The organism is Algisphaera agarilytica, from assembly GCF_014207595.1.
GTDB classification, from domain to species: Bacteria; Planctomycetota; Phycisphaerae; order Phycisphaerales; family Phycisphaeraceae; genus Algisphaera; species Algisphaera agarilytica.
Genome location: NZ_JACHGY010000001.1, coordinates 2,891,879 through 2,904,451 on the forward strand (window position 1 = coordinate 2,891,879; position 12,573 = coordinate 2,904,451).

Here is a 12,573-nt window from a genome sequence, read left to right on the forward strand (position 1 = left end):
TTGGGGGGATGGGGGATTCGGGGGGATTAGTTGGCCCCGAAGTAGCGCTCGAACACATCTCCGGGCGTGATCTGTTTGATCTGTTCCTGCGTGGCTTCGATGGGGTCGAAGTCGTTCACGGCCGGGGCGGGCAGCAGCTCGACTTCGGTGTCGTCCTCGACTTTGGCCAGCGCGAGTGAGCCGTCGCCCGAGACGGTGACGATCCATCGGCCGTCGGAGAGCTGGCGGTAGATCGCCTGGCCGTGCTTGATCGTGGGGTCGTTCCAGTCGAGGTCCAAGAGGGCCGAGTCGATCACGCCCGCTTCGTCGGGGACCGACTTGGAATCAAACACCCGGCGGATCAGCAGTCGGCTGTCCTTCACGACGTAGTCCACGTAGATCGGGTGCTGCGGGTCGGCCGCGACGGGATGCACCTCCGGCTCGCGGTCATCCGCGGTGCGCACCACCACACACACCTGCCCGTCCTCGACGAGCAGTTCGGTCACTGCGGTGCGGGTCACGGCCTGGTTGTACTGGTCGATCAACTCGTTGTGCTGGTCGTTGAGCTCGACGAGCCGGTCGTGATACACATCAGCGGCCACGCCGTTGCGCAGGACCTGGTAGCCCAGCACCCCCGCCCCCGCGAGCAGGGCCACGCTCAGCACCGTGGTGAGGCGGTGGAACAGGCTGGAGATCGATGGCTTGGGTGTGGGGGTAGACATCAGAATGGTTATATCGGCGGGAGCCGGGGATCGGCTGCACCCCAACGGCCCGCGGTGGGGGGCGTATGATGCGGGGATGAGTGGGCACTCCAAGCAAGGACGCTGGAAACGGGAGCTACGACGCGCAGCCGGGGATCGGCGGGTGTGGATCGCGGTGTTGTCGGGGCTGCTAGTGCTGATCTGGGCCGGGCCGGACGCGGCGCGGTGGGTGTGGCACGCGGGGGATGACGAACGGATCGAGCAGCACATGCCGTTGATCGAGAAACACGCCGCAGACGCGGGGTTGGATGTCGATCTGGTGACCGCGGTGGTGATGGCCGAGAGCAGCGGGCGGGCCGACGCCGAGTCCAACCGCGGGGCGCTGGGTCTGATGCAGATCACCCCCATCACCGAAAAGGACGTGCTCCAACGCAACCCCAGCTACAAACGTGGCAACCTGTTCGACCCCGACTACAACCTGAAAGTCGGCACGACCTATCTCGGTTATCTGCTGAATCGCTTTGATGGGAACGAGATGTTGGCGCTGACCGCGTACCACATGGGGCCGACGCGGGTGCGGCGGATCCAGAACGAGAACCCGGGGATCACGCCTGAGCAGATTGTTGAGGAACACGCCGGGCCGCAGACGCGGGCTTATGTGCGACGGGTGCTGGGCGAGCGGTGAGAGTCGGCTTGCCGCGGTGTTGTCTGCACCGGTTGTAAAGTCATAACTCCCCTCCCTTGAGGGAGGGGCCGGGGGAGGGTGCTGAGGCTAACGGATTGCCGTGGTTTGGAGGGAGGTTCATCACCCGCCCCTAACCCCTCCCTCAAGGGAGGGGGATCAAACCGGATGCCGCTTTGGTTTTGCGTCACTTAACCCGCGTCGGCGGTTTCGTCGGTGGGCGGTTCGTACCCGATCGGGTACTGCGGCTGGGCGACGGGCTTGAGCCAGAACAAGAGGATGTTCGACACGATGCCGCGGCGGGGCGGGTAGGGGGTGTAGGTGTAGGGGCCGGGCTCTTGGAAGAGGGTGGCGCTGTTGGCGTCGGCGAAGTCGCGCCAATCGCGGGGGTCGTCGCCGGCGTCGTGTTGGGCCATGAGGGTGAGCGATTCCTGGGCGGCGCGGGAGACGCCATAGTCGCGGTCGTCGAGCACGGTGGTCAACGCATCGAACACGTCGCGGCGCGGGTACTGGCCCAGCGCGGTGGCGCAGGCCATGCGGACATCGGGGTCTTCGTCTTTGGTGGCGGCGCCGATGAGCGGGGCGATCGCCTGGGGGTTGTGCAGACGTTGGAGCGAGACCGCGGCCTGCCAACGCAGGAAGGTTGCGTCTCGCGTGAGCAGGGGGGTGAGTCGGCCGGTGTCTTCGGGTTGGCCGTGGTTGCCCAGCGCGGCGGCGGCCACCGCGGCGACGGTCGCGTCGAGGGTCGGATCAGCCAGGGTCGCGCGGTAGAGGTCGAGGTACACCGGCTCGGCCGCGGCGGACGAGGTGGCGATCGCGATCAGGGCTTCGCGGCGGGCGTCTGGGTCGGCCAGAGGGTCGGTGGCGATCTGGACCGTGATCTGCGCATCGGTGAGTTGATTATTTTGCGCGGCGATCTGCTCGGATTCTTCTTTGACCTTTTTGTTGCCGCTGCAGCCGGGCAGGGCAAAAAGTGCCAGCGCCAGGGCAAGGACGAAGGTGGTCAAGGATCGGGGCCGCGTTTGCATAGCGGTGAGTGTATCGTGAGGGGGTCATGCTGCCCAACGCCGTCCGACATCTGCTGAACGCGGCCCAACTGCTGGGGATGACACGGCTGGGGCTGGTGCTCTCGACGGTGAGCGGGGCGTGGCTGATGACGTACCTGGCGTTCGCCATCGAGCCCGAGGCGCACCGCAACGCGGAGCTGATCCGATTGGGGTTGGGGTGGGCGCTTTTGGCGGCGGGCGGGACGGCGCTGGGGCTGAGCGTGTGTGCGGTGGCGCTGAACGATGTGTTGGATCGGCGTCAGGACCGGGCGCTGGCGTTGGATGCGGCGGGCGACGACAAGCCGGTGGCCGAGGGGCGGGTGAGTGTCCGGGCGGCGACGGCGGTAGCGATCGGGGCGCTCTTGGTGGCGGTGTTCTCGGCGGGGGCGTTGGGGCAGACGAGCTTCCGGCTGGCGGTGTTGTTGGGGGCGGGCGTGCTGTTTTACAACTTCGCGGGGCGTTTCGTCCCGGCGGTGGGGATCGTGACGATCGGATTGCTGCACGGGTTGATGATGGCGGTGCCGAACCCGGAGACGGGGTTTGCCTGGCCCGTCTGGTTGACCCTGAGCCACGTCATGGCGTGCGGGCTCGTGCGACATCACCTGGAGAACAAGCGTCCCCGGCTCAAGCCGCGCGACATCTGGGCGGTGTTGCTCGGGTGGGGGTTCTGGTCCCTGATGATTCTGCTGTTGATCGGAACCCGCCGGGAGACGGGGCAGGCGGCGGTGGGGGGGCTGGTTTGGATCGGCCCGGTGTTGGCGACCTTGGGTTTTCCGTTGGTGGCGATGTGGGTGACCCGGGCGGGTTCGGCAGTGGCGAAACCCGGGCTGATCCCGATACTGGGGGTCGGTTCGCCCCGACGGTTCAGGCGGCTGAGTGTGGGCTGGCTGATGGTCTACGACGCGGCCTGGCTTTGGTCTTTAGGCTTGTGGTGGCAAGGGCTTACGGTTGTGGGGTTGCTGGCTTTGGTGGTGCTGGCGGCGTGGTTGGCGCACGACAAGCATGCCCACCCTGACCGTATTATCGACGAACTCACATCTCTCTAACCGTTCGTTAACAATGCCAACTTACTTTCCGCACATCCAACGGGTCGCACGATGCGTCCCACCCTTCACTCCCCTGTAAAGACGCTTTGGAGAGACCTGCTATGAAACTGACCTCGACCCTGACCGCCCTTGGTGCCGCTGCTGGCATCGCTCTGAGCTCCCCCGCGACCGCCGAAATCACCGGCTCGGTCGAAGTGGCGGGCTCGTCCACCGTGTACCCCATCTCGACCTTCGTCGGCGAGCAATTCACTGAGACCTACCCCCAGGTCAGCGTAAACATCCAGAAGATCGGCTCGGGCGGCGGCTTCAAGCAGTTCGTCGCCGGTAACACCGACGCCTCGAACGCTTCGCGACTGATCAAGGCCAAGGAAATCAAGGCCGCTGCCGAAAACAACATCGAATTCATCGAGATGCTCGTTGCCTACGACGGCCTGTCGATCGTGATCAACAAGTCCAACACCTGGGCTTCCGAGCTCACCGTCGATCACCTCAAGACCATCTTCGACGCCAACTCGACCGCCAAGACCTGGGCCGACGTCGACCCCAGCTTCCCCAACACCGAACTGAAGCTCTACATTCCCGCTGAAACCTCGGGTACCTTCTCCTACTTCCAGGAAAAGGTCGTCGGTAAGGAAGGCGAACTCCGCGGTACCTCCGTCGGTGAAAACGACAACCTGACCGTCTCGGGTGTGGCCGACAACGTCGGTGCCATCGGCTTCCTGGGCTACGCCTACTACGCCGAGAACAAGGACAAGGTCAACGCCGTCGCCATCCAAAACAAGGCTGGCGAATTCGTCGCACCCAGCTCCGAAGCGATCGAGTCGGGCAACTACAACCCCTTCAGCCGCCCGCTGTTCATCTACTGGAACGTGGAAAGCCTGAAGAAGCCCGAAGTGGCTGCCCTGGCTGAGTTTACCATCGACGTGGCCCCCACCGCCGCGGAAGCAGTCGGCTACGTCCGCCTCCCCGAATGGGTCTACGACTCGATGTTCGATCGTCTCGAAGACAAGGTCACCGGCTCGATCTTCTACGATGCCGAACTGAACCCCAAGAAGGGTACCCTCAAGGACCTGCTGGGCGAGTAAACTGTCCGGCACGCTCGGGCTTCCAGGCCCTTGATTGAAACCAAAACGGGGCGGTGCTTAACGGTGCCGCCCCGCATTTAAAACTGGATCGTTCCGCCGCTGCCGCCGCCCGATACCGGCGTACGGCCCCGGCAACTGACCCGCCACAACACCCAACCCTCGGCCCCCCCCATGACCGCAAGTATCACCACCGGAGACGGGCTGAAGGCGATCGCCACCAGCAAGACCCCCGGCCGGCCGCGTTCGACCGTTCTCCGGGATATCAAAGAGCGCTTCATTGTCAGCCTTCTGGTCCTCTGCGGCGCGATCACGATCAGCATCACCGTGCTGATCGTCTTCATCCTCGCCCAGCAGGCCGCAGGCTTCTTCGGCGGCGGCATCCAGGACGTCCAGGGCCGTGAAGCCAACGTCACCATCTCCGAGTTCCTCACCGGCCTCGAGTGGAACCCGCTCCAGGGTAGCGACAAAGAGTTCGGCATCTGGCCGCTGATCACCGGCACCTTCCAGGTCACCATCGTGGCGATGTGCATCGCCATCCCCGTCGGGCTGATGGTCGCGATCTGGCTGAGTGAGTTCGCCTCTCCCAAAGTCCGCTCGGTGATCAAGCCCCTGATCGAAATCATCGCGGGCGTCCCGACGGTGGTGTTCGGCTACTTCGCCCTGACCTTTGTCACGCCGCTGCTGCAGCTCGACTTCGCGGGCATCGCCGGCAACCCCGACCCCAACAAAGCCAATCCGCTGAACATCCAGATCTTCAACGTGCTGGCCGCGGGCCTGACCGTGGGCATTATGTGTATCCCGATCGTGACTTCGCTCTCCGAAGACGCCCTGCGGGCCGTGCCCCGGGCCCTGCGTGAGGGCTCGTACGGCCTGGGCGCTTCACGCTTCGAAACCTCGGTCAAGGTCGTGTTCCCCGCGGCGTTGTCCGGCATCGTCGCGGCCTGCCTCCTGGCGTTCGCCCGGGCGGTGGGCGAGACCATGATCGTCGCCATCGCCGCCGGCCTGAACCCGCCGGACCTCGCAGCGGGCCTGGGCAAGATCTTCGCCGTCAACGAACCGACCCAGACCATGACCGGTTACATGGTGTCGGTGTTCTTCGGCGACCTGGCCACCGGCACGGTTGAGTACCAATCGGTCTACGCCGTGGGCATGACCCTGTTCCTGATCACACTCATCATCACGATCGTGGGTGCTTACATCCGCAAACGATTCCGTCAGCAATACGAGTAGTCCACGATGCCTGAGTACCAATCCTCCAGCCGCAAAGCGCGGCAAATCAAAAACACGCTCTTCCAAGTGGTCGCTATGACCGCGGCGGGGATCGCGTTGATCGTGCTAGCCACGCTGCTTATCTCGATCTGTGCCCGCGGCTTCCCCCGGCTGAGCCCCGAGTTCATCACCAACCCGATGTCCAGCAACTCGGCCAAGACCGGTATCGGCCCGGCGCTCATGGGCTCGATCTCGATCTTGGCGATCTGCGCCCTCAGCGCCATCCCGCTGGGCGTGGCCTCGGCGATCCTGCTCGAAGAGTACCGCCCCAAGGCCAAGCTCCCCAAGATGCTCCACGGCTTTGTTCAGAGCAACATCACCAACCTCGCCGGTGTCCCGTCGATCGTCTACGGCATCCTGGGCTTCTCGGTCTTCGTGATCATGTTCAGCAGTGAGAACCTTAACGAGCCCTGGCTCGACATCGGCCAGGAGTTCTACCTCGAATACCCCGGGGCCGGCGGACAGAGCTTCTACGTCGAGTCGTCTGAAGGCGCCGAGCTGACCCCCGCGACGTTGACTATGGATGCGGTGATTTACGGCTCGCTCCGCGAAGCCCGGGCCGGTGGCCCGCCCGCAGAGGTGAAGGTGGTCGAAGCCGGCGACCTCGAAGGCATCCGCAGCGAGGCCGACGGCCGTCTCCGCAAGATCAACCGCTCGATGAAGCGTGCCCTGCGTGCCGCGACGGTCGATGGGGCGTTCCAGGTCGATGAGACCAGCGCCGGCGAGATCGCCGCAGCGATGCTGACCCCGCTGAAGGACGACCTCAAGGCCGACTACGAAGTCATGAAAGAAACTGCGGCCACCCAGCTCCTGGCGATGAACGGCCAGGACGCGGTGCAGCAGATCCAGTCCCGCCGGGTGTTGTACGACAAGCTGCTGGAAAAAGAATTCGACGCCGCGGGCCTGCGGGGTCTGATCATCGAGGGCACCGAGCCGCTGCCCAAAGACGTCAAGAAGTGGTACTACATGCAGATCCCGTTCGGCAAGGGCATGCTCGCCGGCGGCCTGACGCTGATGCTGGTCATCCTCCCGGTGATCATCGTCTCCTCGCAGGAAGCGATCCGTGCGGTCTCCCAAGAAATGCGTTCGGGTGTGCTGGCCCTGGGCGGCACGAAGTGGCAGGCGATTGAGAAGGTGGTGCTGCCCTCGGCGATCCCGGGCATCTGTACCGGGGCGATCCTCGCCCTGTCCCGCGCCATCGGCGAAGCGGCCCCGATCCTGCTCATCGGCTACGTCGGCCTGCAGGCCGGCCCCGACCACCTGATGGCGGCCTTCGCGGCCCTGCCCCTGGAAATCTACAACTGGACGTCGGAGCCCGACAAGTCGTTCCGCGACGCGGCCGCGGCGGGCATTATCGTGCTGCTCGCGGTGCTGTTCACCTTCAACGCCGTCGCGGTGTTTATCCGCCAGAAGTTCCAACAAGCCAACTGATCGCTCGTTGCGATCGTCCCGCTCGCCCCGGTTGGTGGCGGGCTGGGCAAACGGGGAAGCCTGGAAGGCGATTTCCAGGAGTCCAATAAGGGCCCAAGTGTTAGAAATGCATCACTCCCGCTGAACCGGCGAAGGGGTACATTAAGATGACTCGTATGACTGACTCTGTTCAACCCCAGTCCGATCTGGCCGCTCCGCCACCGCCGACCGCGGCCCTGCGTGAAGCCGATGCCACCGCGCCCGCCGATTCCGCATCGGAAGCGCTGGTTCAGATCAAGAACTTCAACTGCTGGTACGGCGACTTCCACGCGGTGCACAACATCGACATGGACATCGCCAAGAACCGCGTCACCGCGTTCATCGGCCCGTCGGGCTGCGGCAAGTCCACGTTCCTGCGTTGGATCAACCGGATGAACGACCTGATCGCCGGCGCTCGGGCCGAGGGCACCATCGACCTGCACGGCGAGAACCTGCTGGCCAAGGGCACCGACGTCGTGACCCTCCGCCGCAAGATCGGCATGGTCTTCCAGAAGCCCAACCCGTTCCCCAAATCGATCTACGACAACATCGCCTTCGGCCCGCGGCTCCACCTGAAGCTCAGCAAGTCCGAGACCGACGATCTGGTCGAGAGCTCGCTCAAGGGCGCAGCGCTGTGGAACGAAGTCAAAGACCGTCTGAAGCAGTCGGCTCTGGGTTTGTCGGGTGGTCAGCAGCAGCGTCTGTGCATCGCCCGGGCGATCGCCGCCCAACCCGAGATCCTGCTGATGGACGAGCCCTGCTCGGCTCTGGACCCCAAGTCCACCGTCGCGATCGAAGACCTGATGGACGAGCTCAAGAAGCACTACACCATCGCCATCGTGACGCACAACATGCAGCAGGCCGCCCGCGCCAGCGACTTCACCGCGTTCATGTTCGAGGGCAACCTCATCGAGTTCGGCGACACCCGCAAGGTGTTCACCAACCCCGAAAACGAACGCACCGAAAACTACATCACCGGCCGCTTCGGTTGATGCCGTAGAACAATCGTTTTCATTAGAAACAAACTCGACCCGCAGGCGATACAAGTCGTCTGCGGGTTTTTCTTTTGCGATGCAACGATACGTTCAGCGGGTGACGCGGAGCGTCCCGCGAGTGACGGCTGGTGCTGTGTGTTTCGCGGCGCATCAAGCGCGGGACTGTTTCGCCAACCACAAAACGGTTAGCGTGCGTGGTCGAAAGATGCGGGGGTGGGGCTTAGGCGGGGCCGGCGGCGGCGGGGGGGTGTCGCCGAGTCGAGACCTGAACGCGGCCGTTGAGCCGTTCGGCGGCGCGGTACAGCGCGTGTCGGCCGATGGCGAGACTGGAAAGGCTCACGTCCGGATGGATCGGGAACGTTTCGTTGAGGTATTCGGTGATTTCGGGGTCGTCACATTCCCATTGGAGTTGGTCGTTAAGCGTGACGGTGTGTCGCTTGGCGGACATCCAGAAAGTCAGTTGGCCGATCATGTGGTGGTTCACTTGGTAAGCGGCGGCGAAACTACAAATGGAAGCGATTCGAATGAGCGGTTTGGCTGAGTCGCGGCTTCCATGCCGGGCTACCCTCTCGGAAGGTGTTCGTTGCGTGAACGAGCCATTAGTGTAGCGGGAGCAGATTATTAACCGTGTTAATTTTCATGGGGTATCCAACCCAATCGGTCACGGCTTGTTCGGGAATCGGCCCTCCAGGCCCTGGATGAGGTCGTGGAACACCGCCTCGGGGTTCTGAGCGGCGTTAATCACGAGGTAGCGGTCAGGATCGCCTGCCGCCTGATCCAGGTAGCCCTGGCGGACCCGGCGGTGGAAGGCGGCGCCCTTGGCCTCCATGCGGTCTTTGTCGGCGTTGAATTCCCGCTCCCGCAGCAGGGGGTTGATCCGGGCGGCGGCGGTCTCTTCGTCCACATCGAATACGACCACCAAGTCCGGCCAGTGCTGGCCGAGCGCGACTTGGCCGACCTTCAGGATGTCGGCGATGGGCATGCCGCCGGCGGTGCCCTGGTAGGCGAGGGTGGAGCTGATGAACCGGTCGGCGAGGACGAGGTGGTCGGCCGCGAGTGCGGGGCTGATCTTCTGGGAGATCAACTGGGCCCGGCTGGCCATGAACAGCAGCATCTCGCAGCGGACGTCCACATCTTCCTTGACCTCGGGGTCCAGGAGGACTTTGCGGATCTCTTCGCCGATGTGGGTCCCGCCGGGCTCGCGGACTTCGCAGACGTTGACGCCCTGGGCTTCGACCGCCTCCACCAGCCGGCGGAACTGCGTCGATTTCCCGCTGCCGTCCGGCCCGTCGAACACGATGAAGCGGCCGCGGAGGTTCTGGAGCCAGTCGGAGGGGGAGGGCATGGGCGTGAGGATATCGGATTTTGGATTTGGGATTTCGGATTGAGTTTCGGGGCGCTGGTTTGTTCAACACGACGCTGTGAAAGGCCTTCGCTAAGCCGCAAGCGGCGCGCGTTGGGCGGTGTGAACCGGATGTCCGAAATCCGAAATCTCCAATCCGAAATCCTTACGGCTAATATGCGTTCATGACCGACGCCTACCTCCAGCCCTATCTCGATGCCCAGAAAGAACACGGCACCGAGTTTGATGTCACCATGTGGGCCCGCCCCGAGACGCAGCGGCTGCGTTTCGATGTGTTCTGCCAGATGGTGTACATGAGCGGGAAGGTGGTGCTGGACGCGGGGTGCAGCCGGGGGGATTTCGCGGCGTTTATGCTCGAGCGGGGGGTGGAGTACGGCCGGTTTATCGGACTTGACGGTGTGCCGGAGGTGATTGAGTTTGCGCAGGGCCGTGGGCTGCCCGACAGCCATTTTTTGGTAGGGGATTTCGTCAAAAACGCGAAACTCATGGCGACGGATTCGCCTCAGATTGTTACTATTTCTGGATCGCTCAACACGATGGACGCGGACACCGCGCTCCGGGTGCTTGAGGGGGCGTGGGCGGGCTGCTCCGAGGCGTTGATTTTCAACTTCCTCTCGGATCGGGCCGGCCCGGACGCCCCGCCGCAGGAGTACCCCGCCAACCGGCTGCCGACGATGCAGCTGCTGGACTGGGCCTTGCAACAAACCCCCAACGTCCAGCTCCGGCAGGACTACTTCCCCCACGGCCACGACGCGACGATTTTGATGCGTCGAAACGCCAGGTAAACGAGGCGGAGAAGGCTTGGGGAGGCGAGAGGGGGCGGCGACGCCACGCAGGCGTTGCTGCGACAATTTGAAACGAAACCCGATTCAGCGCGGGAGGTGAGAGATGGTTGAGGGCTTAGCCATGCGAAAAGTGATTTTTTGGACCGTGACCTCGGTGTTGGGCGTGATGCTCCTGGCCACGTCGTTTCTGTGGTACCGCAGCTTCAACGTGTCCGAGCAGGCGGTGATCCGCCTGGGAACGGGCAGCGTGACCGTGGCGACGACGGACCGCGGCCGGCTGGGCTTCCTGACGCTGGGGCAACAGGGCGACGGCTCGCCGTTCATCTTCGACTGGCGCGTCAACGAGAAGGCACCCACGGAACTCGAACTGCTCGATGAACGCTGCACCGACCACGGGCTGGGCTTCGGCATCGACCGTCAGGTGAACATCGCCGGCCAGGAAGCCCCCGCGGTGGCGGGCGTGATCCCCGCGGACCAGATCCAGTGGGCGGTTCGCCGGGTGGTGGTTCCGTTCTGGGCGATGGTGGCGTTCGCGCTGATCACCGGAATCATCTGGGTCTCGACCTCGGGCGTCCGCCTGTATCGGATCGAGCGTGGGCTGTGTGCCAAGTGCTCCAACGATATCTCGCAGGCCTCCCACTTCTGCCCCAAATGTGGCAAGCGCATCCCGAAGCGCACGTGGAGCGGCGAGAGCCGGCCTCGGCGTCGGCTGCAGGGCGCGGCGCAGATGGCGCGGTGACCTTCAACGCAAAAGCTATCTAACCATTGAACCATCCACCGAGCGTGGATGGTTTTTTTTGTAGGTCAGGTCTTCGACCTGACGCGCCACGGTTTCGAGTGCGGCGTCAGGTCGAAGACCTGACCTACAGAAACGACTTGTGGGTTCAAGTGTTTCGTTGAATCACCGCCCCGGCGACGTGTCCGCCAAAGCCGGCGGCGAAGATGCCGTGGGCACCCTTGGGGTCGCTGAGCGTAGGCGTTGAGCTGATCGGCAGAGGCGAATGCGGCATCGGGTTTTGGAGCCAGGGCATCGGCGGGAGCTTGCCGGTGCGGGCACACAGGTAGGCGAGGACGAACGACACCAGGCCCGCGCTGCCGAGGCTGTGGCCCAGTGCGCCCTTGTTGGCGTAGACGGCGCTGGGGCCGACGCCGGAGACGTGTTCTTCGTGGAAGTGGTGTTGCCGTTGACGTAGCACATCCGCGAGCACGCGGAGTTCGGTGGGGTCGTGCTCGGCGGTGCCGGGGGCGTGGGGGTGCAGGACGGCGATGGGGCGGTGGCCGAGCAGTTGCTGGGCGACGACGCCGAGCGCTTCCATGCTCTGACTTGGACGGATGAGGTCGCCCGCCTCGGTGGCGATGGCGGTATCGACCAGCTCGATCGCCCCGGCGGGCACGGGCTCACCCGGGCTCAGGCGTTTGAGCAGCACCGCAGCACCGACTTCCGAGAGCACAAAGCCCTGCCGTGATTCGTCGAGCGGGGCCTGGCGGTAGTCGTCGAGCGTCATCGGGGCGAGGACGCCGAGCCGGCGGTAGCTGTGGACGAAGGCGGGCAGCAGGGCGGCTTCGGACGTGACGACGAGGGCGGTGTCGGATTTCGGATTTTGGATTTTGGATTTCGGGTGTTGCAGCCAGCACTTCGCCTGGTGCAGGGCGGTGAGGCTGCTGGCGCAGGCGGCGACGGTGTGCCTGTGGACCTCGACGCCGGTGCGTTGGGTCAGGTGGTGGGTGAGGTAGCCGTGGGGGCCGAGGGTGACGGCCTCGATGAGGCGGTTGGGCAGTTCCTTGTCGCCCAGGTCGTTGACGCGGCCGTGCAGGTCGGACATCGCGGCGACAGCCCCCTTGCTCGTGCCCAGCCACGTCGGCATCCCGGTGAGTGGCCGCTGCGCCTCGGTACACGCCTCCCGCGCAGCCCGCTCGGCGAGTTCGACCGTGGGGTCGGTCGCGGTGTGCCGGGCGATGCTGACGCCGCCCAGGGCCTGGGCGAGCGGGAGCGGCTCGGTGTCGAATTCCAGCCGATCGACGCGGTCGGTGATCCGCTGGCCCTTGAGCAGGGCGGCAAACGTTTCCCACGCGGACTGCCCCAGCGGCGTGATGAGCCCGACGCCGGCGACGACGATGCGGGGGGTGGCAGGGGGCGGTTCGGCGGTCATAACGGGTGGGGTTCGGGCAGCGG

13 protein-coding genes are annotated in these 12,573 nt (G+C 64.5%); 8 read left to right on the forward strand and 5 right to left on the reverse strand.

Going from position 1 to position 12,573, the window contains the following annotated elements; genetic code table 11:
- Positions 1 to 26: 26 nt before the first annotated feature.
- On the reverse strand, positions 27 to 701 hold the full coding sequence (locus HNQ40_RS12450; protein ID WP_184678151.1) for a hypothetical protein: 675 nt from the start codon (positions 699 to 701) through the stop codon (positions 27 to 29).
- Between the two features lie 76 nt (positions 702 to 777).
- On the opposite strand from HNQ40_RS12450, the gene HNQ40_RS12455 reads away from it, so the two are divergent.
- Positions 778 to 1,365, forward strand: coding sequence for a lytic transglycosylase domain-containing protein (locus HNQ40_RS12455; RefSeq protein WP_184678152.1), 588 nt, complete (start codon positions 778 to 780; stop codon positions 1,363 to 1,365).
- A 188-nt stretch (positions 1,366 to 1,553) separates the two neighbouring features.
- Here HNQ40_RS12455 and HNQ40_RS12460 read toward each other — a convergent pair whose 3' ends face one another.
- Positions 1,554 to 2,369, reverse strand: coding sequence for a HEAT repeat domain-containing protein (locus HNQ40_RS12460; protein ID WP_221435519.1), 816 nt, complete (start codon positions 2,367 to 2,369; stop codon positions 1,554 to 1,556).
- Between the two features lie 47 nt (positions 2,370 to 2,416).
- On the opposite strand from HNQ40_RS12460, the gene HNQ40_RS12465 reads away from it, so the two are divergent.
- From HNQ40_RS12465 to pstB, 5 genes are all read left to right on the forward strand, one after another.
- The gene (locus HNQ40_RS12465) at positions 2,417 to 3,454 is read left to right on the forward strand and encodes a hypothetical protein (protein ID WP_184678154.1); all 1,038 of its coding nucleotides are present in this window, start codon (positions 2,417 to 2,419) and stop codon (positions 3,452 to 3,454) included.
- 101 nt (positions 3,455 to 3,555) lie between these two features.
- Positions 3,556 to 4,539, forward strand: coding sequence for a PstS family phosphate ABC transporter substrate-binding protein (locus tag HNQ40_RS12470; protein ID WP_184678155.1), 984 nt, complete (start codon positions 3,556 to 3,558; stop codon positions 4,537 to 4,539).
- Between the two features lie 171 nt (positions 4,540 to 4,710).
- The gene (gene pstC, locus HNQ40_RS12475) at positions 4,711 to 5,769 is read left to right on the forward strand and encodes a phosphate ABC transporter permease subunit PstC (RefSeq protein ID WP_184678156.1); all 1,059 of its coding nucleotides are present in this window, start codon (positions 4,711 to 4,713) and stop codon (positions 5,767 to 5,769) included.
- A 6-nt stretch (positions 5,770 to 5,775) separates the two neighbouring features.
- A complete protein-coding gene (locus tag HNQ40_RS18115; protein WP_221435520.1) occupies positions 5,776 to 7,239 on the forward strand; it encodes a PstA family ABC transporter permease in 1,464 nt (487 codons plus the stop codon).
- 155 nt (positions 7,240 to 7,394) lie between these two features.
- On the forward strand, positions 7,395 to 8,249 hold the full coding sequence (gene pstB / locus HNQ40_RS12485; RefSeq protein ID WP_221435521.1) for a phosphate ABC transporter ATP-binding protein PstB: 855 nt from the start codon (positions 7,395 to 7,397) through the stop codon (positions 8,247 to 8,249).
- Positions 8,250 to 8,472: 223 nt separating this feature from the next.
- Here pstB and HNQ40_RS12490 read toward each other — a convergent pair whose 3' ends face one another.
- Positions 8,473 to 8,724, reverse strand: coding sequence for a hypothetical protein (locus tag HNQ40_RS12490; protein ID WP_184678158.1), 252 nt, complete (start codon positions 8,722 to 8,724; stop codon positions 8,473 to 8,475).
- 189 nt (positions 8,725 to 8,913) lie between these two features.
- A complete protein-coding gene (gene tmk, locus HNQ40_RS12495; RefSeq protein ID WP_184678159.1) occupies positions 8,914 to 9,597 on the reverse strand; it encodes a dTMP kinase in 684 nt (227 codons plus the stop codon).
- A gap of 182 nt (positions 9,598 to 9,779) precedes the next feature.
- On the opposite strand from tmk, the gene HNQ40_RS12500 reads away from it, so the two are divergent.
- Positions 9,780 to 10,400, forward strand: a complete 621-nt coding sequence (locus HNQ40_RS12500; RefSeq protein WP_184678160.1) for a class I SAM-dependent methyltransferase — start codon at positions 9,780 to 9,782, stop codon at positions 10,398 to 10,400.
- Positions 10,401 to 10,521: 121 nt separating this feature from the next.
- Positions 10,522 to 11,139 carry a zinc ribbon domain-containing protein gene (locus HNQ40_RS12505; RefSeq protein WP_184678161.1) on the forward strand — a complete coding sequence of 206 codons (618 nt, stop codon included), beginning with the start codon at positions 10,522 to 10,524 and terminating at the stop codon, positions 11,137 to 11,139.
- Positions 11,140 to 11,284: 145 nt separating this feature from the next.
- On the opposite strand, the gene HNQ40_RS12510 is transcribed toward HNQ40_RS12505, so the two are convergent.
- Entirely contained in the window at positions 11,285 to 12,550 is a 1,266-nt protein-coding gene (locus HNQ40_RS12510; RefSeq protein ID WP_184678162.1) for a beta-ketoacyl synthase N-terminal-like domain-containing protein, read from the reverse strand.
- Between the last annotated feature and the right edge of the window lie 23 nt (positions 12,551 to 12,573).

Coding starts and splice junctions, on each gene's coding strand:
- HNQ40_RS12450 (WP_184678151.1), bottom strand. CDS start 701: ATGTCTACCCCCACACCCAAGCCATCGATCTCCAGCCTGTTCCACCGC.
- HNQ40_RS12455 (WP_184678152.1), top strand. CDS start 778: ATGAGTGGGCACTCCAAGCAAGGACGCTGGAAACGGGAGCTACGACGC.
- HNQ40_RS12465 (WP_184678154.1), top strand. CDS start 2,417: ATGCTGCCCAACGCCGTCCGACATCTGCTGAACGCGGCCCAACTGCTG.
- HNQ40_RS12470 (WP_184678155.1), top strand. CDS start 3,556: ATGAAACTGACCTCGACCCTGACCGCCCTTGGTGCCGCTGCTGGCATC.
- pstC (WP_184678156.1), top strand. CDS start 4,711: ATGACCGCAAGTATCACCACCGGAGACGGGCTGAAGGCGATCGCCACC.
- HNQ40_RS18115 (WP_221435520.1), top strand. CDS start 5,776: ATGCCTGAGTACCAATCCTCCAGCCGCAAAGCGCGGCAAATCAAAAAC.
- pstB (WP_221435521.1), top strand. CDS start 7,395: ATGACTGACTCTGTTCAACCCCAGTCCGATCTGGCCGCTCCGCCACCG.
- HNQ40_RS12490 (WP_184678158.1), bottom strand. CDS start 8,724: ATGATCGGCCAACTGACTTTCTGGATGTCCGCCAAGCGACACACCGTC.
- tmk (WP_184678159.1), bottom strand. CDS start 9,597: ATGCCCTCCCCCTCCGACTGGCTCCAGAACCTCCGCGGCCGCTTCATC.
- HNQ40_RS12500 (WP_184678160.1), top strand. CDS start 9,780: ATGACCGACGCCTACCTCCAGCCCTATCTCGATGCCCAGAAAGAACAC.
- HNQ40_RS12505 (WP_184678161.1), top strand. CDS start 10,522: ATGCGAAAAGTGATTTTTTGGACCGTGACCTCGGTGTTGGGCGTGATG.
- HNQ40_RS12510 (WP_184678162.1), bottom strand. CDS start 12,550: ATGACCGCCGAACCGCCCCCTGCCACCCCCCGCATCGTCGTCGCCGGC.